The organism is Paramixta manurensis, assembly GCF_013285385.1.
Lineage (GTDB): Bacteria > Pseudomonadota > Gammaproteobacteria > Enterobacterales > Enterobacteriaceae > Paramixta > Paramixta manurensis.
Genome location: NZ_CP054212.1, coordinates 973,392 through 994,192, shown reverse-complemented (window position 1 = coordinate 994,192; position 20,801 = coordinate 973,392). Strand labels below are relative to the sequence as shown.

Genomic DNA, 20,801 nt, shown 5'->3' with positions numbered 1-20,801 from the left:
CGATAAAAAAACCGCCGGCTGCAAAGCCCGGCGGTTTTTTATTGGCTACATGAATTACTGCATCAGAAGGTAAATATTGCTGTCGCCGCGTTGAATACTCAATGCCAGTACGGAGGGCTTGGTATCCAGGATTTTACGCAACTCACCCAGATTGCTGATGGTTTGCTGATTAACACCGAGGATCACATCATCCTTTTTCAGACCAATACGTGCCGCAGCGGAATTTGGCTTCACGTTATCCACTTTCACGCCTTTCTGCCCGTTAACGTCAGAATTACTCAGGTCAGCGCCTTCAATACCGGTGTAAATTGTCGCGGAATCCACTTTATCTTGCGTGCTTTGCTGCAACACGACATCAACCGTTAACGGTTTGCCGTCACGCAACAGACCCAGCGCCATTTTGGTCCCTACCGGCAGTGAGCCCACTTCCGCGCGCAGGGCCGCAAAGCTGGAGATCGGTTTGCCGTTGATGGAAACAATCACATCGCCCGCTTTAATACCGGCCTTCGCCGCAGAAGATTTCGGCAGCACCTGGCTGACAAACGCGCCGCGTTGCGCATCAACTTTCATTGCCTTCGCCAGCTCAGAGTTGAGCTCGGTGCCCATAATGCCCAGCTCACCGCGTTTTACCTGGCCGTATTCAACCATCTGCGCGGTGAGGTTTTTCACCATATTACTCGGAATCGCAAAACCGATGCCGATATTGCCGCCATCCGGCGCCAGAATTGCCGTATTAATACCGATCAGCTCACCGTTAAGGTTGACCAGCGCACCGCCGGAGTTACCACGGTTGATTGCCGCATCAGTCTGAATAAAGTTTTCGTAGTTTTCCACATTCAGGCCACTGCGGCCCAACGCGGACACAATCCCGGAGGTTACGGTTTCGCCTAAACCATATGGGTTACCGATGGCGACCGTGTAATCTCCAACGCGCAGATTATCGGAATCGGCAATTTTAATCGCACTCAGGTTTTTAAAGCCTTGCAACTGCACCAAAGCAATATCAGAGCGCGGATCTTTACCAATCACTTTACCGTCATAACGACGACCATCACTCAGTTGTACCTGGATTTTAGTGGCGTTATCCACCACATGGTTATTGGTGACCACATAACCTTTTTCAGCGTTAATCACCACGCCGGAACCCAGCGCACGGAATTTCTCTTGTTGCGTATCCCCGCCGCCATTACCGCCGCCGCCGGATCCTCCGCCCTGACACATTGGCGTGCCCTGGAAGGGTGAACCGTCCTGGCAGAAGGGGGAATTATCGCCAAAAAATTGCTGAAACTGCTGAGGTAAGCGAGGCGTGCGAACGGTGGTGCTCCCCTCAACGTTAATACTGACTACCGATGGCATCACCTTTTCCAGCATTGGTGCCAGGCTCGGCAATTGCTGCGTGGAAGAAGAGGCGGTTTCCGCCGCGGTTGCTGTAATCGGGCTCATCGCCATGCCCAGGCTCAACGCCAGCGCACTCAATACTAAAACTGTTTTTTTCATTCGTCTGTTTCTCATGTCCGTATCGTTAATGCTGACCATTGCTGTGGTCGTGATGATGAGATTAAATTTTTAACGCGAAGTTCATGATTAAACAGTCGCGAAAGGTAAAAAATTATTGGTTCTCTTTACAAAACTCCGCTTATTCCACCGCCATTAAGCGCCGGTACTCATCCCAGGCATACAGATCGGTCATGCCGCTGATATAATCCTGAAGTAAACGCGCACGGTAATAGCGCTCCCATATCAGCCGTTGATATTTATGCTCAATAATTAAATTACGCATATGTTGCTGATAAGCTTTACGATGTTTACCGGAAAGTTTATGAAAAAGACGTGTCTCAATCGGGTGCCCTTTAAGAAAATCATCATTGATAAGCGCGGTAAACTCCTCGTAATTTAGATTGAGGAGCGGCTTATAAATGTCCAACAATCCTTTAATCACCCGATATCCCTGTAACTCCAGTTGCTCTACCTCTGCGTGGTTAAAAACATGTTGGCGGGCAACGGTTTTAAATAACCCCAACAGCCGCCCCTCTTCACCATCATCTTCTAATAAAGAGTGATTAAAGTGACCGGCAAAAATAGCCTCCAGGTTTTCAATAAAGCGTTTCACCGCATAGGTGACTAACACGCCTTGTACGTTAACGCGTAACGACATAAAAAACTGGTCGCTTTTACTGCGCATCTTTTTACTTTCGGCATCCTTCCAGGCATAGCCAACGGTGCGACTAAAGGCATCGCCGCTTTTTACCGTTCCCCAACTTTTTTCCAGATACTCATACAGTGCGTCGACATTGAAAATATCTTTTTCCACCGCATCATCAAGGTCGGCGATACAGTATGAAATATCATCTGCCGCCTCCATGATATAGGTCAGAGGAAAACGGTGATGTTCATCCAGATTGGTCGCGGCGCGGAGATCGGCAATATACTCCTTTTCTGACAAGTAGAAGCCCGGCTTTTTCATCAACGTACTAAATGCCGCCGGTTTTTCTTCCTGCCACCACGCCGGAGCGGTGTATTTTAAAATACAGGCCACCTGCGCATAGGTTAAATTAAGTTGTAATAAGGTATGGACGAGACGAATCGCCTGCGCGTTGCCTTCAAAATGGCAGAGATCTTGGCGAACCATGGCATTTAATTGCGCAAAATCCGCCTGCTGCTGCGGATCTTCTACGCCTGCGACCAGCGGATCAACTAATTCGGGCGGCAGGTTATCATCAAACCAGTCATTAATAGCCGACTCGCCAAAATGCCCAAAAGGCGGATTGCCGACATCGTGTAGCAAGCAAGACATTTCCACCAAACTTTCAAAGGCGCCGGACAGTTCTTGTAAACCATACTGCGCCAGGCCGCCGCGTGCGCGCAGCGTTTCCAAAATCTCTTTGGCGATATAGCGACCGGTTTGCTGGACTTCAAGGGAGTGCGTTAAGCGTGAACGTACTGCGGCGTTACGTTCAAGCGGGAAAACTTGTGTTTTTTGTTGTAAGCGCCGAATCGCGGCGGAGTTAATAATTCTGCCGCGATCGCTCTCAAAATGCCGGGTGATACCATATTCACCCTGCGGATCTTCACGGCTACTGTAAGGCCGCAAAAAGACAATCTTCGTCCTGAAATTAATCGCTGCCATTTCGACTCCTTCTTCATCGCATGAAATATTCTCCCGCCAGGCATGATAAACTATGCACCATTTTTGACGATAAATTCCACAACATTAGCGGGTATCTCTATGAAAGCAGGCATTATTGGCGCGATGGAGCAGGAAGTCACTCTGCTGCGTGACAAAATTGAAAACCGTCAAACGCTGGCCGTGGCTGGCTGCGAAATTTATACCGGTACGCTAAACGGCGTAGAAGTGGCGCTATTGAAGTCAGGGATTGGTAAAGTTTCGGCGGCGATGGGTACCGCACTTCTCCTGGAGCGCTGCCAACCCGATTTTGTGATTAACACCGGCTCAGCCGGCGGTTTGGCCCCCAGCCTTAACGTTGGCGATATCGTGGTTTCCGATGAAGTACGCTATCACGACGCCGATGTTACCGCTTTTGGGTATCAACCTGGTCAGATGGCGGGGTGCCCGGCAGCCTTCGTTGCCGATGAAAAACTGATTGCCGCCGCCGAACAGTGTATTGCCGCATTAGACTTGCATGCGGTGCGTGGGTTAGTTGTCAGCGGCGATGCCTTTATTAATGGCGCCGAGCCGCTGGCACGCATTCGCCACACCTTCCCGCAAGCCATAGCCGTAGAGATGGAAGCCACCGCGATTGCCCACGTTTGCTACCAATTCTCAACGCCATTTGTCGTCATCCGCGCGATTTCCGACGTCGCCGACCGCGAGTCACACCTCAGCTTCGAAGAGTTTCTCGCCGTAGCGGCAGCGCAATCCTCCCTGATGGTTGAAACGCTGTTAAACCATCTTGCGCGCGCTTAAACACCTTCTGCTCGGCATATGTTTGCTGGTGCTGTCAGCAGCAGCACTGGCAAACAGCGCACCGCCGCGTGTGGTGACTCTCGCGCCCCATCTTACCGAGTTAGCCTTTGCCGCCGGTATTACCCCGGTTGGCGTGAGCGCATGGTCGGACTATCCCGCTGCGGCGAAAAAGATTGAGCAAGTCGCCAACTGGCAGGGAATTAACGTTGAACGCATCCTGGCGCTAAAACCGGATGTGGTGTTGGCATGGAGAGGCGGTAACCCGCAGCGCCAGGTGGCGCAATTACAGTCGCTGGGTCTGAAAGTCGAGTGGATTAACGCGAACTCCATCGAAGAGGTGATTACCGCGTTGCGTCATTTGCAAAACTGGAGCCCGCAGCCACAACAGGCGGCAACACAGGCCGATGAGTTAGCCAAACGTGTCGATGCGCTACGCCAGCGTTATGCCAACGCGCCGAAAAAAACGGTTTTTCTACAGTTTGGTTTCCAACCTTTATTTACCGCGTCGCAGGCAACTTTACAAAACCAAATAATCGGCCTGTGCGGCGGAGTGAATATTTTCGCGCATAGCGCCGTGCCCTGGCCACAAGTCAGTCGTGAACAGGTGTTGATGCGCCATCCGCAATTTATTGTGATCGGCGGTGAAGCTAAGCAGATTCAGCAGGTAGAGCGTTATTGGCGCCCCCGGCTCAATGTCCCGGTGATTGCCGTTAATGATGACTGGTTTAGCCGCCCAGGCCCGCGAATTATTCTCGCCGCGGAGCAGCTTTGTCAGGCACTACAGGCGAAAAAACCCTCCTCCTCCCATTAGAAGCCCCGCGTATCGCAGCCTGTGGGCTAATAATGACGGAGAATCTATCAAGAATGGGAAGGTAACCCGCGTGAGACAGTTAATTACTGTTGAGAGGTAACCCGAGCCGAACAAGTTTGCGCTTGCCCGGCGGCAGGTTTAGATGCTGAAGGAGGAGCCGCATCCACAGGTGGTTTTCGCATTCGGGTTAGTCACCACAAAGCGCGACCCTTCCAGGCCCTCGGTATAATCGACCGAGCCGCCAACCAGATATTGCAGGCTCATTGGGTCAACCACCAACGCGACGCCGGATTTCTCAATCGTCATATCGCCTTCGTTGATTTTGTCATCAAAGGTAAAACCATACTGAAAGCCACTACAACCGCCGCCGGTAATGTACACCCGCAGTTTCAGATCCGGGTTGTCCTCATCGGAAATCAGGTTTTTTACCTTGCTGGCCGCCGCATCAGTAAATTGTAAGGGCAGTGCTACTACTTCATCACTCATGTTAACGCTCCGAATATCATTCAAGCTGCCGCCTGAAAGGTCATAAATCGACCATAATTAACGGTCATTATCTAATACCCTGGTAGCGCAATCAAGTATTAGCCCTGGCAGTTTGTGCCCCCGCCTTCCGCCTGCACCTCCTGGCGCTGTTGCTGCCTGGCCAGCGTTCTGGCGAGAAGCGATGAGTAGAGCGGCTTACCGCCAAAAAACTGCGCCAGTAATGTCGCACCCAAACACGTGATAATCATCGGCAAAATCAACTGATAGTTATCGGTCATTTCCAGCACCAATACGATACCGGTCAAGGGGGCGCGCACCGAGGCGGCAAACAACGCGCCCATGCCCGCGATAGCAAAGGTGCCCGGCTGTAAATGCAAGGCGGGAAACAGCGTCGCGGAGGCCATGCCAAATGCCGTACCGAGTAATGTGCCTAATGCCAACATCGGGGCAAAAATTCCCCCCGGCGCGCCAGAGCTAAAACACAATAAGGTGGTGACCATGCGGGCGATAAAAATAAACAGCAACATCCCCACACTGTAACTTCCCGCCGCCGCCACCGGAATCAGGCTGAAACCGCCGCCCGCCGCCTCCGGTTGAATAACCGCCAAAATACCGCACAGGCCACCCAGCCCGGCGCCAAGCAGCAGCGCTTTTTTCATCACGCCGCCATGCCAGCGTTGAAAAAAATCCTGGGTGCGGTAAATCAACGCGTTAAACAACACGCCAACTCCGCCAAAAATCATCCCCAGTAGCAGGTATAACCACAGCGTATTCACCGGCGCATTCGTCAACTTCCCCACTTCAATAACCGCATGCTCGCCGTTGAAAATACGGAAGACAATGCTCGACATAATCACGCCAACGAACACCGCTTTAATCGAGATTAAACTGTAACGAAACTGCAGCCGCATCTCTTCAATAATGAACAAGATCCCCGCCAGCGGCGCGTTGAAGGCGGCAGAGAGCCCGGCAGCGGCACCGGTCGCCAACAGAGAATGCCGGGCTTCTGCGCTGCGCAAACCAAATATATCCAACACCATGCGCCCAATATTGCCACCAAGCTGCACCGTCGGCCCTTCACGCCCAAGCACCATGCCCGCCCCCAAGGTGCCCATGCCGCCAATAAATTTGACCGGGATGACACGCCACCAGCGAACCGGACGCAACTCCTCCAGCGCGCCTTCAATCTCAGGGATCCCTGAACCGGCGGCTTCAGGCGCGAAACGACGCACCAACCAATATCCCACGACCGCCAGCAATGCCGAGAGAATAAAGGCCAGCGGAAAAGTTAGCCATAAATGGCCCTCGGTGTGCTGCAACATGCTTAGGCGCATCACCTGTACGCTATTTACCGCTTTTTCAAACGCCACGCCGACCAAACCTGCCAACGTACCGGCAATACCCGCCACCACCAGGATCGCCACCGGCGTTTTATCGCGTCGTAATAACATGCGCAGCAAATCGCCACGCCGTAGAGGAACGACCGGAAGATCTTCGGTTGATTGTGGGGACTGATCCATTCCGGCAACGGTTGAAGGCGGTATCTGTGTCATAGCATGCATAAACAGGAGAGAGTAAAGGATCGTATCATACCGATATGCCGGGTGCGGGTCGCGCCAAAATCTCCGCTAATCGCGTCAATCGCGTAACTCACCTTTCACCCGGTCGACAAGTTCCCTTAGAATGGGGCAGCTTTTTTCCAAAAATCAGGAGCCGACCCATGAGTAAGTCCGAAAATCTGTATGCCCAGGCGCAGCGTTCTATCCCCGGCGGCGTAAACTCGCCGGTGCGCGCGTTTACCGGCGTTGGCGGCGTACCGCTTTTCATTGAGCGAGCAAACGGCGCTTACCTCTATGATGTTGATGGCAAGGCCTATATTGATTATGTCGGTTCCTGGGGGCCGATGGTGCTGGGCCATAATCATCCGGCGATCCGTAGCGCAGTCATTGAAGCGGCCGAACGCGGCCTGAGTTTTGGCGCGCCAACGGAAATGGAAGTCAAAATGGCTGAGCTGGTTTGTGAGCTGATGCCGAATATGGATATGGTGCGGATGGTGAACTCCGGCACCGAAGCCACCATGAGCGCGATTCGCCTGGCGCGTGGCTACACGCGGCGCGATAAAATTATTAAGTTTGAAGGTTGTTACCACGGGCACGCCGACTGTCTGCTGGTAAAAGCGGGTTCCGGCGCGTTAACGCTGGGTCAACCCAACTCTCCCGGCGTCCCGGCCGATTTCGCCAAACATACCTTGACCTGTACCTATAACGATCTGGCTTCAGTACGTGCCGCTTTCGAGCAGTATCCACACGAGGTCGCCTGCATCATCGTTGAACCCGTCGCCGGTAATATGAACTGCATCCCGCCGGAGGCAGATTTCTTACCAGGCTTACGCGCATTGTGCGATGAGTTTGGTGCCTTATTGATTATTGATGAGGTGATGACCGGTTTCCGCGTCGCGTTGGGCGGCGCGCAGGCGTATTACGATGTGGAGGCTGATCTAACCTGCCTCGGGAAAATCATTGGTGGCGGTATGCCAGTCGGCGCTTTCGGCGGCCGCCGTGAAATCATGGATGCGCTGGCGCCGGTTGGCCCGGTTTACCAGGCGGGCACCCTCTCAGGTAACCCCATCGCAATGGCTGCCGGCTTCGCCTGTTTAAGCGAAATTGCGCAACCCGGCACGCATGAAACCTTGTCGGAGTTAACCACCCAGTTGGCGAATGGCCTGCGCGAAGCCGCCAAAGCCGAAAATATCCCGCTGGTCGTCAACCATGTCGGCGGTATGTTTGGTCTGTTCTTTACCGATGCGGAAAAAGTTAGCCGTTACGAGGATGTCACGAAGTGCGATGTCGCGCGGTTTAAAACCTTCTTCCATTTGATGCTGGAAGAGAAAATTTACCTCGCGCCTTCGGCTTTTGAAGCGGGCTTCATGTCGCTGGCACATACTCAGGAAGATATTCAGCGAACCATTGACGCCGCACGTCGCTGTTTCGCCCGCTTGTAGTCTTACATGAGCGCGGCACGCCGCGCTCATCCCTTAATCTCGCTTCGACTATATCGCCTTTCTGAGCAAATACACGAAATACGGCGCGCCAAAAAAGGTCGCCATTAATCCGGCCGGAATCTGGTCGGGGAACGAAAGCATTCTGCCGCACCAATCGGCAAACACCATCAACCCTCCGCCCAATAATGCCGCCATGATCAACTGTGGCAATGCACGCCGAAAACCCAGCATACGCGCCATGTGCGGCGCCATTAAGCCAATGAAACTCAGTGGCCCAACGGTCAACGTTGCCGTGGCGGTTAAGATCGCCGCCAGTAGCAACAGCGCCAAACGTGAGGGCGTTAACGCCATCCCCACCGCACGTGCAGTCGCGCCGCCGAGCGGTAGAATCGTCAACCAACGGCGCGTCAGCGGTACCAGCAGGAGCACCACCGCGGCACATGCTGCAGTATGCCAAGCTTGAGTGGCATCAACATTATAGGTTGAGCCGGAAATCCAGGTGAGCAACGAGGCCATCCGCGGATCGCCGCTTGCCAATAACAGCATCAGCAACGTGGTAAAGGCGGTGCTTAATGCCATTCCGGCCAGCAGCATACGCTCGGGTGAAAAACCGCCACGGCTGGCAACCAGCATAATAATCAGTAATGTTAGCCCCGCGCCGAGGCTTCCCGCAGGAAGTAGCCAGCCAAAGGCATTATCTGGCACCAGAAACAGCATCATCACTACGCCAAAAGCGGCGCCGGAACTGATGCCTAACACCTCGGGGCTCGCCATCGGGTTACCGGTCAAACGTTGGATCACGCAACCGGCAACCCCCAATATGACTCCGGCGACCAACGCGGCAACCATACGTGGTGCGCGCCACGGTAACAACTGCTGCCACAAGTCACCGCTTGCCCACACCCATCCCTGCGCATCCCGCCCGAAAGAGAGTGCAGTCGCCAGCAGTAGCAGAAGCACGCCGCCGCCCAGCAGCCCCCACCATACAATGTGATGGCGCTCTACCGGGATATGATCGCCCTTATCCAGCGCTGGCGGTACCGAACCGGTACGTAAACGCGGTAATAGCCATAGCAACAGCGGCGCACCAATCAATGCCGTTGCCGTACCAGTAGGAAGTTCTTGCCACACATCGGTCAGCCAACTCACCGTTTGGTCGGCCAGCCATAACAATAAAGCGCCAATCAACGGCGCGAGCACCATACGAGCGGCTAAGCGCCGCGCCCCGAGCATACGCGCTAGCAGAGGAGCAAACAGACCGATAAACCCGACTATTCCTACCGAACTCACTAATATTGCGCTCAGGATAATCGCTAACGCCAACCCGGCCAGACGGACCAGGGACAATGACAGCCCTAGATTTTTCGCGACACCATCATCTAACCCCATCAGGGTCAACGGGCGGATCAAGAGTAAAGCCAGCAAAAAACCGGCTAACAGACGTGGCCAGAGGAACTGAACGTTACTCCAATCCTGCTGGTTTAATGATCCGGTGCTCCACAAAAACATATTTTGGAGCTGGTCGTGATTGAAGATGGCAAAAATCTGGTTCACCGCGCCGCAATAAAGGCTCATGACCAGCCCGGCGAGAATTAATGTCACCGGAGAAAGACGTTTGCCCCATGCGATACCAAATACCACTAACCCAACGATGACTGAGCCGCTCATCGCCGCCACTTGTTGAGTCAACGCCCCGCCCGGCAGGTTCCACAGTGTAACGACGGTGATCCCCAGTTGGGCGCCGCTCGCGACCCCAAGGGTGGTGGGCTCTGCCAGTGGATTACGTAATAACTGCTGGAATAGCAAGCCGACCAGCCCCAACCCAGCGCCGACTAACAGCGAGATACTTAAACGCGGCAACAAACTATAGTGAAACACCATGTTCTCGATCCGATCCGGATCGGGCGCGCGCAAGGCCGCCAGCCACTGTTGCATAGGTAAGTGGCGGTTAAGGTTAAACAGGGTTAACAGCAGAGCCAAGATAAACAACAGGCCGAGCAGCGTGATAGAAAAGCGGATATGCCGTTTCATTACGCCTCCAGCGCGTGATCAAGCGTATGGCAAAAGCGCATGGCCGATAAGGTTGCGCCGTAATACCACACCGCCGGGACACGCTTAAAACGCTGTTGGCGTGCAAAGTCGAAAGATTGCCACAGTGCGGTAGAAGTGACCTGCCGCATCACCGCAGCATTATCATGTTCGAAGCAGATGACATCGGCACCCTTGATAGTCGCCAGACGTTCAAGGCCGATTATCGTGCTGCCCCAGAAGTTGGTTTCGCCCTGCCAAGCATTCTCAATCCCCAGTTCATCCATCACCTCAAGAAACAGGCTCCCTTTGCCAAAGACAATCGCGTGGCGGCTATCGAGCAATGACATCAGTAATAACGGCCTTGGCGCGCGTGCTGCCAGCCGAGTGCGCATCGCGGCGATAAAGTCATCAAATTGCGCCAGATGCTGATGCGCCCGCGACTCAAGATTAAGACGCTGAGCCAATTGCAGTAGTGAATGACGAGCAGTGGTAAGCGGCTTGCCGTCTCCTGAGTTGAACGCGAACCCCATGCTCGGCGCAATGCGGGCCAGCTTAGCCGGAGAGGGGCCATATCCCTGTGAATAGAGGATTAGCGAGGGATTTAACTGGGTGATTAATTCCATATTAGGTTCGGTACGTAGCCCGACATCCAGTGTGGAGGCGGGGAGATCTGGCGTGGTTACCCATACACGATAATTGTGCAGCTCTGCGGCGCCCATCGGGGTAACGCCAAGCGCCATCAATAATTCAACGGTTAACCATTCCAGCGTAATAATACGCTTTGTGTCAGGGGCTTGCGCCCGGGCTACGCCGGTCAACCACAATGGCGAAAGCGCCATCGCGGTAAGCATACGGCGGCGGAAAATATCCGGCATAACAACGTTCCTGCGATCAATACACAAAACTTACCGGCGCCCCGCCTTGCGGATGCGGCAGAATCCCCATCGGGATACCGTAGATACGTTCCAAGACGTCGCCATCCATAATTTCTGCCGGTAATCCCTGTGCGATCATCTCTCCACCGCGTAGCGCCACCAAATGGTCGCAATAACGTGCGGCCATATTGATGTCGTGTAAGACGGCAATCACCGTTAAACCACGCGCATGACTAAGCCGTTGAATGAGCGCCAGCACCTCCACCTGGTGGGCGATATCCAGCGCCGAAGTAGGCTCATCCAGCAGCAGGCAGCGGCTATTCTGCGCCACCAGCATCGCCAGCCAGGCTCGTTGACGCTCGCCACCGGAAAGGCTATCCACCAAACGTTTCGCAAAGGGTTTGAGCCCAACTAACGCTATCGCTTCATCCACACGTTCACGATCTTCAACCCCATAGCGCCCTAACGCGCCATGCCACGGGTAACGCCCAATCGCGACCAGTTCGCGTACCGTCATGCCTTCCGCCGCCGGTAGCTGTTGTGGCAAATAGGCCACCTGACGCGCAAAGCTCTTACTTTGCCACTGCCCAACCGGCAGATCATTCAGCAACACCTGTCCTGCGCTGGCGGCATGATGCCGACCGAGCATTTTTAACAGCGTGGATTTCCCGGAACCGTTATGCCCGATCAAGCCGGTCACTTTTCCCGCAGGGAAGTTTAGTGAGAGCGGATGCAACAGCGTACGACCCGGCACGGTAAAACTGACGCTATCTAACTTGAAGGTAGTCTCTTGTGCGAGCTGATGGTGCATGATTTTCTTCTGGTGTAGCGGGCACCCGGAGGTGCCCGGTTAAACATTAGAAACGGAAAGTCGCCGTTCCCACGATTTGGCGTTCTGCGCCCCAGAAACAGCCTTGTTGCGCAAAGCAACTGGAAACATAATGACGATCGAAAAGGTTATTGATATTTAACGCAATCGAAGAGCCGTCTAATCCAAAGCGGCCTAAGTCATATTTCACTACCGCATCGGCGAGGGTGGCACTGCCCGCCTTAAAGGTATTATCCGGATCGCCATAGCTGGCGCCTAAATAACGCGCGCCGGTTCCCAACGTCAGCCCTGAAACCGGCCCGGAATGGAAGGTATAATCCCCCCACAAAGAGGCCATATTGCGGGGAACCTGTACCGGCTGTTTATCCTGCAAAGTCGTGTCTTTGGTGTATTTCGCGTCGGTATAGGTATAAGACGCCGTCATGTTGATATTGGCATTAAGCGCCGCTTTCGCTTCCAGCTCTACGCCACGCGAACGTATTTCTCCGCTGGCAATATTAAAAAACGCATGTGAAGGATCGGCAGTCAGGTTATTGGTTTTGGTCAACTGATAGAGTGCGCCCGTCACTACGATCGGACGATCTTTCGGCACATATTTTACCCCGGCTTCGTATTGACGGCCTTTTGATGGGGCAAATGTACTACCGCCAAAGTCGGCGCCGGAGTTAGGCTCGAAGGATTCGCTATAGCTGATATAAGGAGAAACACCATTATCAAACAGATAGTTCAGACCGGCACGCGAGGTGAATTGACCGTCTTTACGGTCGGTTGAAGTATTAGTACTACGCGTTAAAGTCGATTGTTTTAACCAATCGTAACGGCCGCCAACGGTGAGCACCCATTTGTTCCATTCGCCCTGCTCTTGTGCATAGAGGCCAACCTGTTCCTGACGGTTAAGCTGGTAACCCGGCGCAGAGGCGAAATCAAAATCGTTAAACACCGGGTTATACAAATCCAGCGCAGGCGCAGAACCAAACAGTGCGCTAACGTCATTGCGTGTCCGTTGATAATCGACGCCAGTCAGCAGCGTATGGCTCACGCTACCGGTAGTAAATTTACTCTCTAACTGGGTATCTACGGCAAATGAATTGAGTTTTTCGCGTGAAACAATGGTGCCACGGCTAAGATAATGGTTCAGGTCGCCGGGGGCAATTCCCGCACAGCTTCCGGTTGCCGCAGTACAAATATCGGTGCCGTAAACGCTGTTTTGATCGGTGCGTAACTGCATATAACGCAAATTCTGACGCACGGTAAAGGTATCATCCAGCGCGTGTTCAAAGCTGTAACCCACCATCCGCTGTTGGCGCGCATACATATTATTGGTCGCACCTTCATTAAATTTGGGCGAGAGACGCGACCCATTTGGCAACGGGTCAACCGTGCCGCTGCGCGGTAACCAACCGTAATACCCCAACGATGGCTCATTTTGAATGTTCGCCAACAGGGTTAAGTTAGTTTTATCATCCGGACGCCAGCTAAAAGAGGGCGCCAGCGCAAAGCGTTTTGAATCGGAGAAATTTTGTTGCTCATCCGCATCACGCGCCAGCCCGGTTAAACGATAGCTGTACTCACCGTTATCATCCAGCGGCCCGCCAAAATCAAAGCCGGTTTGAAACAGGTTATCGCTTCCCATTTTAAACTGAACTTCGCGCAAAGGTTCCTGCGTGGGACGTTTGCTCACCATAGAAATAATGCCGCCGGGGCTGCTCTTTCCATAGAGAACCGAGGTAGGTCCGCGCATTAGCTCAACGCGTTCCAGCATGTAAGGATCGACTACCGCTTCGTTAAAAAAGTCACCCTGCAGCTTCAGCCCATCTAAATAGTTATTCTGATTAACCGAGCCAAAACCGCGAATTAACACCGCGTCATAGGTATTTGATGCGCCGCGTGACGCTACAGTAACGCCCGGCGTATAGCCCAATGCTTCCTTAACCGACTGAAACTGATGCGTTTGCATTTCTTCATTGGTCACCACTGAAATGGACTGTGGCGTTTTTTCAATCGGCGTATCGGTTTTGGTGGCGGTCGCGCTGTGCTTTGCGGCAATAGTGGCAGCTGGCCCCCAGGCATTTTCCTGCGGTTCGGCGCTCTCCGCGTTCACAACTAAGGTATTTTCAGCGTAAGCAACTGACGAAACGCTACTGATTCCCAGAGCAATTAGCACCGCCAGACGATGTTTCGTGGTCTTGACCGGCGAGCCGCAGCGGAAGAAAGGATGGTGCGCATTAAACATGAGTGTTTCTCTGAATAAATTAAAAGACAGCAGATGTGATGCAAACGTAAACGAGAATTATTATTATGCAGGTCGAATAATATGCGAAACGCAGGAAGTTCTGCAACCATTAATCCGCTGTGGGTGCGGGTTTGCGGAAGGAATAACCAGAATCAATACACGGTTATCTACCCATAAAAAAAGGGTGGCATCTCTGCCACCCCTCTGTCATAGACAGTATTACTTACTGCCAAACATATCTTTTATCCAGCCAGCAACGCCATCGCTCCCTTTCTGCTCATCCTGTTGCTGTTGTTCCAACTGCTGCTGCTGTTGGACTTGCTGCTGTTGCTGCTGACATAGCGCGTTCGCATCGGTGGTCCACACCGGAAGAGTACGCCAGGTACTGCTGCCGGTACCGCACACGAAATTACCGGCGGAATCCACATTCATCTGCGCGGTGTCTTCCGGCGGCGTCAATACCAGCGGCATCGGTGCCTGATTATCCAGATAACGGCGATAAAGCTGCATCGCACCGGAAGCGCCATACAATTTGGACGGCTGATTATTATCACGTCCGACCCACGTTATCGCGACCTCTTTCCCATCAACGCCGGCAAACCAACTGTCGACCAGATTGTTAGTGGTACCGGTTTTACCCGCCAAGTTCGCATTCGGGAAACGTGCGCCTAAAGCGTGCGCAGTACCCCGGGCCGCAACTTGCTGCATACCGTACAACGTCAAATAAGCCGCCTGTGCCGGTTCAACGCGCTCAGCCTGTGGGAAGCTCTGATACATAACCGTACCATCTTCCGCAATCACTGAACGTAAGGCGGAAACCGGCGCGCGATTACCACCGCTGGCGATCGACTGGAAGGCTTGCGCCACTTCGATCGGCGTGAGGTTCAGCGCCCCCAACAGCATCGCCGGAACCGGATGAAGCTGATCTTTCGGCAGCCCCAGTTTCGTCCAGGTATCCACTACCTGATCCAGACCGAGCGACATTCCAAGATTAACCGTCGGCACGTTCATCGAGTTAGTAAGCGCATCCACCAACATCACCTTACCGCTAAAGCGATGATCATCGTTCTGCGGTTTCCAAACTTGCCCGTTCGGTAATTTCAGCGCAATCGGCTCATCGCCGAGCCAGGTATTCAGACGATATTTATCCGGCTGCGCGAGCGCGGTCAAATACGTCGCCGGTTTCGCCAGCGAGCCGATAGAGCGACGTGCCTGCAATGCGCGGTTATAACCGGCAAATTGCGGATTCGCGTCACCCACCATTGCCCGAACCTCGCCGCTAAACCGGTCAACGATCACCATCGCGGTTTGCAGATCTTTCAGGCCACGCTGTTTTTTCAGCGCCGGAACCCCCTCTTCTACCGCTTTTTCCGCCGCATCTTGTGAGACGGGATCAAGGGTGGTGAAAATTTTCACCCCGGAGAGATCTTTTACCTTATCGCCCAGTTTCGCCTGTAACTCATTACGCACCATCTGCATAAACGCGGGCTGTGGCGTGATCACGCCGCCTTTCGGTTGCACTCCCAGCGGCCGGGCGCTGAGCATATCGTACAGCTCCTGGTCGATAACTTTTTGCTGCTGAAGCAGACGCAACACCAGATTACGACGTTCCAGCGCCAGCTTCGGATTGCGCCACGGGTTATACAACGACGCGCCTTTCACCATGCCAACCAGCAACGCCTGCTGATCAAGGCTCAACTCATCGACCGGACGCCCAAAGTAATACAGACTGGCCAATGGGAAACCACGGATCTGATCGTTCCCCGCCTGACCAAGATAAACTTCGTTCAGGTAGAGTTCCAGAATGCGGTCTTTGCTGTAACGCGCATCCATAATCAGCGCCATATAGGCTTCATTGGCTTTACGCCATAGCGAACGCTCATTGGTGAGGAACAGGTTTTTGACCAGTTGTTGCGTCAGCGTACTGCCGCCCTGCACCGCTCGTCCGGCGGTAATATTCGCCAGGAAAGCGCGACCAATGGAGTAGAAACTGATGCCATCATGTTGATAGAAGTGGCGGTCTTCGGTTGCCACCAATGTATCCACCAACAGGTCCGGGAAACCGGCGCGTGGTACAAACAGACGCTGCTCGCCATTTGGTGATTGCAGCATGGTGATCAACCGGGGATCGAGACGGAAGAAACCAAAATCGCGATTACTGTCGAGGTTTTTAATTTCGCTCAACGTTCCGCCGCTAAACGAGAGCCGCGCGCGGATCTGCCCCTCTTTGCTATCCGGAAAATCAAACGGGCGGCGGATCATTTCGATGCTATTCGCCTGCACCGTAAACTCGCCCGGCCGCGTCATCCGCGTTACCTCACGGTACTGCGTCCCCTCCAGCAGCGCGATCATCTCCTTTTTGTTATAGGACATGCCTGGCTCAAGGCTAACCATACGGCCATAAACTGCCGCAGGAAGCTGCCACACTTTGCCATCAATACGGCTGCGGATTTCGGAATCCAGGTAAACACCGTAGGCCGCCATCAGCACCACGAAGATCAGAAACAGCTTGATAAATAACCCCAGCCAGCCTCTTTTCTTGCTCGGCGGACGCCTTTTTCCTTTACGTGGCACCGGTTCTACCTCCTCGTACTCATCATCAAAATCATCCTGATCGTCATCGTAATTATCGTAATCATCCCTGCGGCGACCTCTTCCTGCCGTCTTACGCGGCGGTTTGGGCTGTTTTCCCTTACGCCCAATAGGTTCGCGATCGTTCCCAGACATTCGTTTCATTTCTCCAGGGATAGCCATCGGCCAAGCCGACTACTCTGTTCTCACCGCACCCATTCGGAAAGCAGAACCCTCCGAAACCAGGATGCTTCTCCACCTCAAGAAGGCGGAGAAAACTTTTTTGTACGCCGCGTAGGCAACGCATTGGCCGGGTCATCCGGCCAGAGGTGCTTTGGATAGCGCCCTTTCATCTCTTTCTGCACCTGCGGATACGCCCCTTGCCAGAACCCCGCTAAATCACGAGTAATCTGCAATGGCCGCTGCGCCGGGGAGAGCAACTCAAGTACCAATGGCACTCGCCCCTGCGCCACGCAAGGATTGGCGGCCTCGCCGAACATCTCTTGCAAGCGTACCGCCAGCGCGGGCGGTTTTTCCGCATCGTAACGGATCGGGAGCCGACTACCGGTCGGCACAGTGTAATGAGTTGGTAGCTCACTATCCAGCCGCTGACGTTGTGACCATGTGAGTATTTGTAATAATGCCTGTAAGAGGTTGACCTGCCGCAGACCACGTAAGTCTCGAACCTCGCCCATTTGCGGCAATAACCAAGTTTCCAGCGTCGCCAGTAATTGTTCATCACTGCTGGCGGGCCAGTTCTCTTCAGGCAGCCAACGGGCAGCACACAACAGGCGTAAACGCAGTTGCTCTGCTTCCGGCGTCCAATTCAATACGGCGAGCCCCTTCTCACGGATCCAGCGCAACATCGCCGTATGTAGCGTCTGCGCGTCCGGTTTTGTCAGCGGTTGCGATTTTAGCGTCAACACGCCGATCTTTTCCCGCTGCCAGGCACGTAATGTCCCTTTGTCTTCATCCCATTCCACCTCGGTAATGGTACGAACTAAATGCGGACAGGTTCTGACCAAAGCATCAATATCCAGCGGCATCGCCAACAAAATACGCGCATCAGGCTGTACGCTGCCCTGCAATAATAGCGGCGCGAATACCCATTCATAACGCGTCAGTGCCTGTTCGCTATCCAGTTTCACGCCGATCCCATTGGCAAGCTGATAGCGCCCCTCTTCGCCGCGACGACGCGCGATGCGGTCGGCAAATGCGCTGGCGAGACACGCCGGGATTAAATCCGCATCGGGTTCACCGCCACCGCCGCCAAGGCGTTTTTTCAATTGTTGCGCACGCCGCTGCCAATGCGCCAACGGACGATAAAAAGCATCACGCAGATCGGCGCTGCCGTTACGCGGCGGCTCCTCCAAGATGGCCACTAACAACGCGGCCGTTGCTAACGCGTCGGGCTGTGTTTCAGCATCAACCAGCATGGCGGCAAAACGCGGATCGCTACCGAGTTGCGCCATCTGCCGCCCTTTCGCACTCAGCTTTCCGTTGTGATCTGTGGTGCCCAGCGCGTGTAACAATTGCCGGGCCGCGTACAGTGCCGCTTCTGGCGGCGTATCCAGCCAGCGCAGCTGCGCCACGTCATGGCATCCCCACAGTAATAAATCCAGCCACAGGCCGGTCATCTCGCTGCGCGTTATCTCTGCCTCGCTGTTCGCCATTGCGCGTTCAGCCTGCTCTTTAGCAATTAAATGCAGACAAATACCGGGTGTAAGACGCCCGGCGCGACCGGCACGCTGTATCATTGAGGCTTGACTAATCCGTTGGGTTTCCAGGCGGGTCAGACCGGTTCGCGCATCGAAACGCGCCGCGCGTTCTAGCCCACAGTCAACCACCAGACGAATCCCCTCAATGGTTAAACTGGTTTCCGCAATATTGGTTGCCAGCACCACTTTGCGTCGCCCGGCTGCCGCAGGCAGGATAGCGCGCTGCTGCGTGCTCAGTGGTAATGCGCCATATAATGGACAGAGATCAACATCACTGCCGACGCGTGCTTCCAGCAGCGTTTTGACGCGTTCTATTTCACCGACTCCGGGCAAAAACAGCAGTAATGAACCGCTCTCTTCACGCAACACCTGCGCGACTTCAGCGGCAACCGCTTCATCAAAACGTAAATGTGCCGGGCAGGGACGATAGCGCCGTTCAACCGGATAACTGCGCCCTTCAGAAACGATCAATGGCGCATCAGGCAATAACTCGCTCAGCCGCTGGTTATCCAGGGTTGCCGACATTAATAAAATTTTCAGATCATCACGTAAGCCAGACTGTACATCCAACAGCAACGCCAACGCCAAATCCGCCTGTAGGCTACGCTCGTGAAACTCATCCAGTATCACTAATTGCACACCTTCCAGCATCGGATCGTGCTGCAACATACGCGTCAAAATGCCTTCCGTGACCACTTCTAGCCGCGTATTCGGCCCGCAGCGGCTTTCCGAACGCATCCGGTAACCGACGGTTTCGCCCGGCTGTTCACCCAATAATTCGGCCAAGCGCTGTGCAACATTACGCGCCGCCAGCCGACGCGGCTCCAACAGCAAAATACGCCCGTCAAAATCAGCCTGTTGTAAGATTTGTAACGGCAGCCAGGTCGATTTACCGGCGCCGGTTGGCGCAATAAGCAACACTTGGGCAGATTGCCGTAACGCCGCCAATAGTTCAGGCAATACGGCACTCACGGGTAAGGCACTCAAACGAAAACTCCGTTACGGACGTGGTCTTAAGATGGCGAGCATTGTAGCATTCATCTGAATTCTTTACCGGAGCCTGCTATGAACACACGTCGTTTATTTTTCGGCATTGGTTTGCCTGATACGCTACAGCAAGCGATTATCCGCTGGCGTGCCGACGTGTTTCCCGCTGAAGCAGGGCGCCCGATTGCCGCCGCGAACCTGCATCTAACCCTCGCTTTTTTGGGCGAGGTTAGCGATGAGAAAGCCGCCGCGTTACGCCGTTTAGCCGGGCGTATACAACAGCCAGCCTTTCACTTACGGTTGGATGATGCCGGGCACTGGCCGCGCGCGGGCGTAGTTTGGTTAGGCGCGCGTCAGGCGCCGCGTGGGTTGTTACAGTTAGCAGAGATGTTACGTTCACAGGCCGCCCGTAGCGGATGTTATCAGAGCCCGCAACCCTTCCATCCTCATATCACATTGCTGCGTAATGCCACGAAACCCATCGCGTTACCGCCTCGCAATTTCCAGTGGCAGTGTGAGGTGAACCACTTTGCGCTTTATCAATCGGTTTTCGAACAGGGACGCACCTCGTATGCAGAACTGGCACGCTGGCCGTTAACCCTCTGAATAGGATGTATCATGGATTATCAACCAGCTTTACGCCCGGCTCGCTTAGTCATGCGCTATAAACGTTTTCTTGCCGATGTAGTAACGCCCGAAGGAGAGACACTGACCCTACATTGCGCGAATACCGGCGCGATGACGGGCTGCGCCACGCCGGGCGATGCCGTTTGGTACTCCACTTCAGATAGCCTGACGCGTAAGTATCCACACAGTTGGGAACTGACGGAAACGCGGCAAGGGCACTGGATCTGCGTCAATACACTACGCGCCAATACGGTGGTACGCGAAGCGCTGGTTTCTAATATAATTCCGGAATTATCCGGTTATGAATCGCTGAGCGCTGAGGTCAAATATGGCGCCGAGCGGAGTCGAATTGACTTTTTGCTCCAGGCAGGTACGCGTCGCAACTGCTATATTGAAGTGAAATCCGTGACGCTGTTACAGCAAGGAAAAGGGTATTTTCCGGATGCGGTGACCGAACGAGGTCAGAAGCACCTGCGTGAGCTGACCAAAATCGCCGAAGCGGGCGATCGGGCGGTTCTATTATTTGCCGTTTTGCATTCGGGGATTGAGGACGTTTCCCCCGCGCGTCACATTGACGCACGTTACGCAGAACTACTGGTACAGGCCCGGCAGAGTGGCGTTGAAGTGCTCTGCTATAAAGCGCAGTTATCACCCGCGGGCATCGTGTTAAATACGCCGCTGGTTGTAGAGTTGTAATATTGAGCGCA

15 protein-coding genes are annotated in these 20,801 nt (G+C 54.0%); 5 read left to right on the top strand and 10 right to left on the bottom strand.

Annotated elements, in window-relative coordinates:
• Nucleotides 1-54 precede the first annotated feature (54 nt).
• Nucleotides 55-1,497, bottom strand: a complete 1,443-nt coding sequence (gene degP, locus PMPD1_RS04760; RefSeq protein WP_173632959.1) for a serine endoprotease DegP — start codon at nucleotides 1,495-1,497, stop codon at nucleotides 55-57.
• A 139-nt stretch (nucleotides 1,498-1,636) separates the two neighbouring features.
• Entirely contained in the window at nucleotides 1,637-3,127 is a 1,491-nt protein-coding gene (dgt, locus tag PMPD1_RS04755) for a dGTPase (protein WP_173632958.1), read from the bottom strand.
• 99 nt (nucleotides 3,128-3,226) lie between these two features.
• Here dgt and mtnN point away from each other — a divergent pair, with 99 nt between their 5' ends.
• On the top strand, nucleotides 3,227-3,925 hold the full coding sequence (gene mtnN, locus PMPD1_RS04750; protein WP_173632957.1) for a 5'-methylthioadenosine/S-adenosylhomocysteine nucleosidase: 699 nt from the start codon (nucleotides 3,227-3,229) through the stop codon (nucleotides 3,923-3,925).
• On the top strand, nucleotides 3,912-4,736 hold the full coding sequence (gene btuF, locus PMPD1_RS04745; protein WP_173632956.1) for a vitamin B12 ABC transporter substrate-binding protein BtuF: 825 nt from the start codon (nucleotides 3,912-3,914) through the stop codon (nucleotides 4,734-4,736). Before mtnN ends, btuF begins: the two co-directional genes overlap by 14 nt.
• Nucleotides 4,737-4,874: 138 nt before the next feature.
• Here the strand turns inward: btuF and erpA are convergent, their stop codons facing one another.
• Nucleotides 4,875-5,222 carry an iron-sulfur cluster insertion protein ErpA gene (gene erpA, locus PMPD1_RS04740; protein WP_173632955.1) on the bottom strand — a complete coding sequence of 116 codons (348 nt, stop codon included), beginning with the start codon at nucleotides 5,220-5,222 and terminating at the stop codon, nucleotides 4,875-4,877.
• 98 nt (nucleotides 5,223-5,320) lie between these two features.
• Complete coding sequence (gene clcA, locus PMPD1_RS04735; protein ID WP_173636119.1) at nucleotides 5,321-6,742, bottom strand: H(+)/Cl(-) exchange transporter ClcA; 1,422 nt, start codon at nucleotides 6,740-6,742, stop codon at nucleotides 5,321-5,323.
• A 200-nt stretch (nucleotides 6,743-6,942) separates the two neighbouring features.
• Between clcA and hemL the strand changes: the two genes are divergently transcribed.
• Nucleotides 6,943-8,223 (top strand): glutamate-1-semialdehyde 2,1-aminomutase, encoded by a 1,281-nt coding sequence (hemL, locus tag PMPD1_RS04730; protein WP_173632954.1) that lies wholly within the window; start codon nucleotides 6,943-6,945, stop codon nucleotides 8,221-8,223.
• Nucleotides 8,224-8,271: 48 nt separating this feature from the next.
• Here the strand turns inward: hemL and fhuB are convergent, their stop codons facing one another.
• From fhuB to hrpB, 6 genes are all read right to left on the bottom strand, one after another.
• Complete coding sequence (gene fhuB, locus PMPD1_RS04725) at nucleotides 8,272-10,254, bottom strand: Fe(3+)-hydroxamate ABC transporter permease FhuB (RefSeq protein ID WP_173632953.1); 1,983 nt, start codon at nucleotides 10,252-10,254, stop codon at nucleotides 8,272-8,274.
• Nucleotides 10,254-11,129 carry a Fe(3+)-hydroxamate ABC transporter substrate-binding protein FhuD gene (gene fhuD / locus PMPD1_RS04720; RefSeq protein ID WP_173632952.1) on the bottom strand — a complete coding sequence of 292 codons (876 nt, stop codon included), beginning with the start codon at nucleotides 11,127-11,129 and terminating at the stop codon, nucleotides 10,254-10,256. The genes fhuB and fhuD overlap by 1 nt, the downstream gene beginning before the upstream one ends.
• 16 nt (nucleotides 11,130-11,145) lie before the next feature.
• On the bottom strand, nucleotides 11,146-11,940 hold the full coding sequence (gene fhuC / locus PMPD1_RS04715; protein WP_173632951.1) for a Fe3+-hydroxamate ABC transporter ATP-binding protein FhuC: 795 nt from the start codon (nucleotides 11,938-11,940) through the stop codon (nucleotides 11,146-11,148).
• 46 nt (nucleotides 11,941-11,986) lie between these two features.
• Nucleotides 11,987-14,191, bottom strand: a complete 2,205-nt coding sequence (gene fhuA, locus PMPD1_RS04710) for a ferrichrome porin FhuA (protein ID WP_173632950.1) — start codon at nucleotides 14,189-14,191, stop codon at nucleotides 11,987-11,989.
• A 219-nt stretch (nucleotides 14,192-14,410) separates the two neighbouring features.
• Nucleotides 14,411-16,918 carry a bifunctional glycosyl transferase/transpeptidase gene (gene mrcB / locus PMPD1_RS04705; RefSeq protein WP_173636118.1) on the bottom strand — a complete coding sequence of 836 codons (2,508 nt, stop codon included), beginning with the start codon at nucleotides 16,916-16,918 and terminating at the stop codon, nucleotides 14,411-14,413.
• Nucleotides 16,919-17,022: 104 nt separating this feature from the next.
• On the bottom strand, nucleotides 17,023-19,467 hold the full coding sequence (gene hrpB, locus PMPD1_RS04700; protein WP_173632949.1) for an ATP-dependent helicase HrpB: 2,445 nt from the start codon (nucleotides 19,465-19,467) through the stop codon (nucleotides 17,023-17,025).
• 78 nt (nucleotides 19,468-19,545) lie between these two features.
• On the opposite strand from hrpB, the gene thpR reads away from it, so the two are divergent.
• Both thpR and sfsA read left to right on the top strand, forming a co-directional pair.
• Nucleotides 19,546-20,073 carry an RNA 2',3'-cyclic phosphodiesterase gene (gene thpR / locus PMPD1_RS04695; RefSeq protein ID WP_173632948.1) on the top strand — a complete coding sequence of 176 codons (528 nt, stop codon included), beginning with the start codon at nucleotides 19,546-19,548 and terminating at the stop codon, nucleotides 20,071-20,073.
• A gap of 12 nt (nucleotides 20,074-20,085) precedes the next feature.
• Nucleotides 20,086-20,790 (top strand): DNA/RNA nuclease SfsA, encoded by a 705-nt coding sequence (gene sfsA / locus PMPD1_RS04690; RefSeq protein WP_173632947.1) that lies wholly within the window; start codon nucleotides 20,086-20,088, stop codon nucleotides 20,788-20,790.
• Nucleotides 20,791-20,801 lie beyond the last annotated feature (11 nt).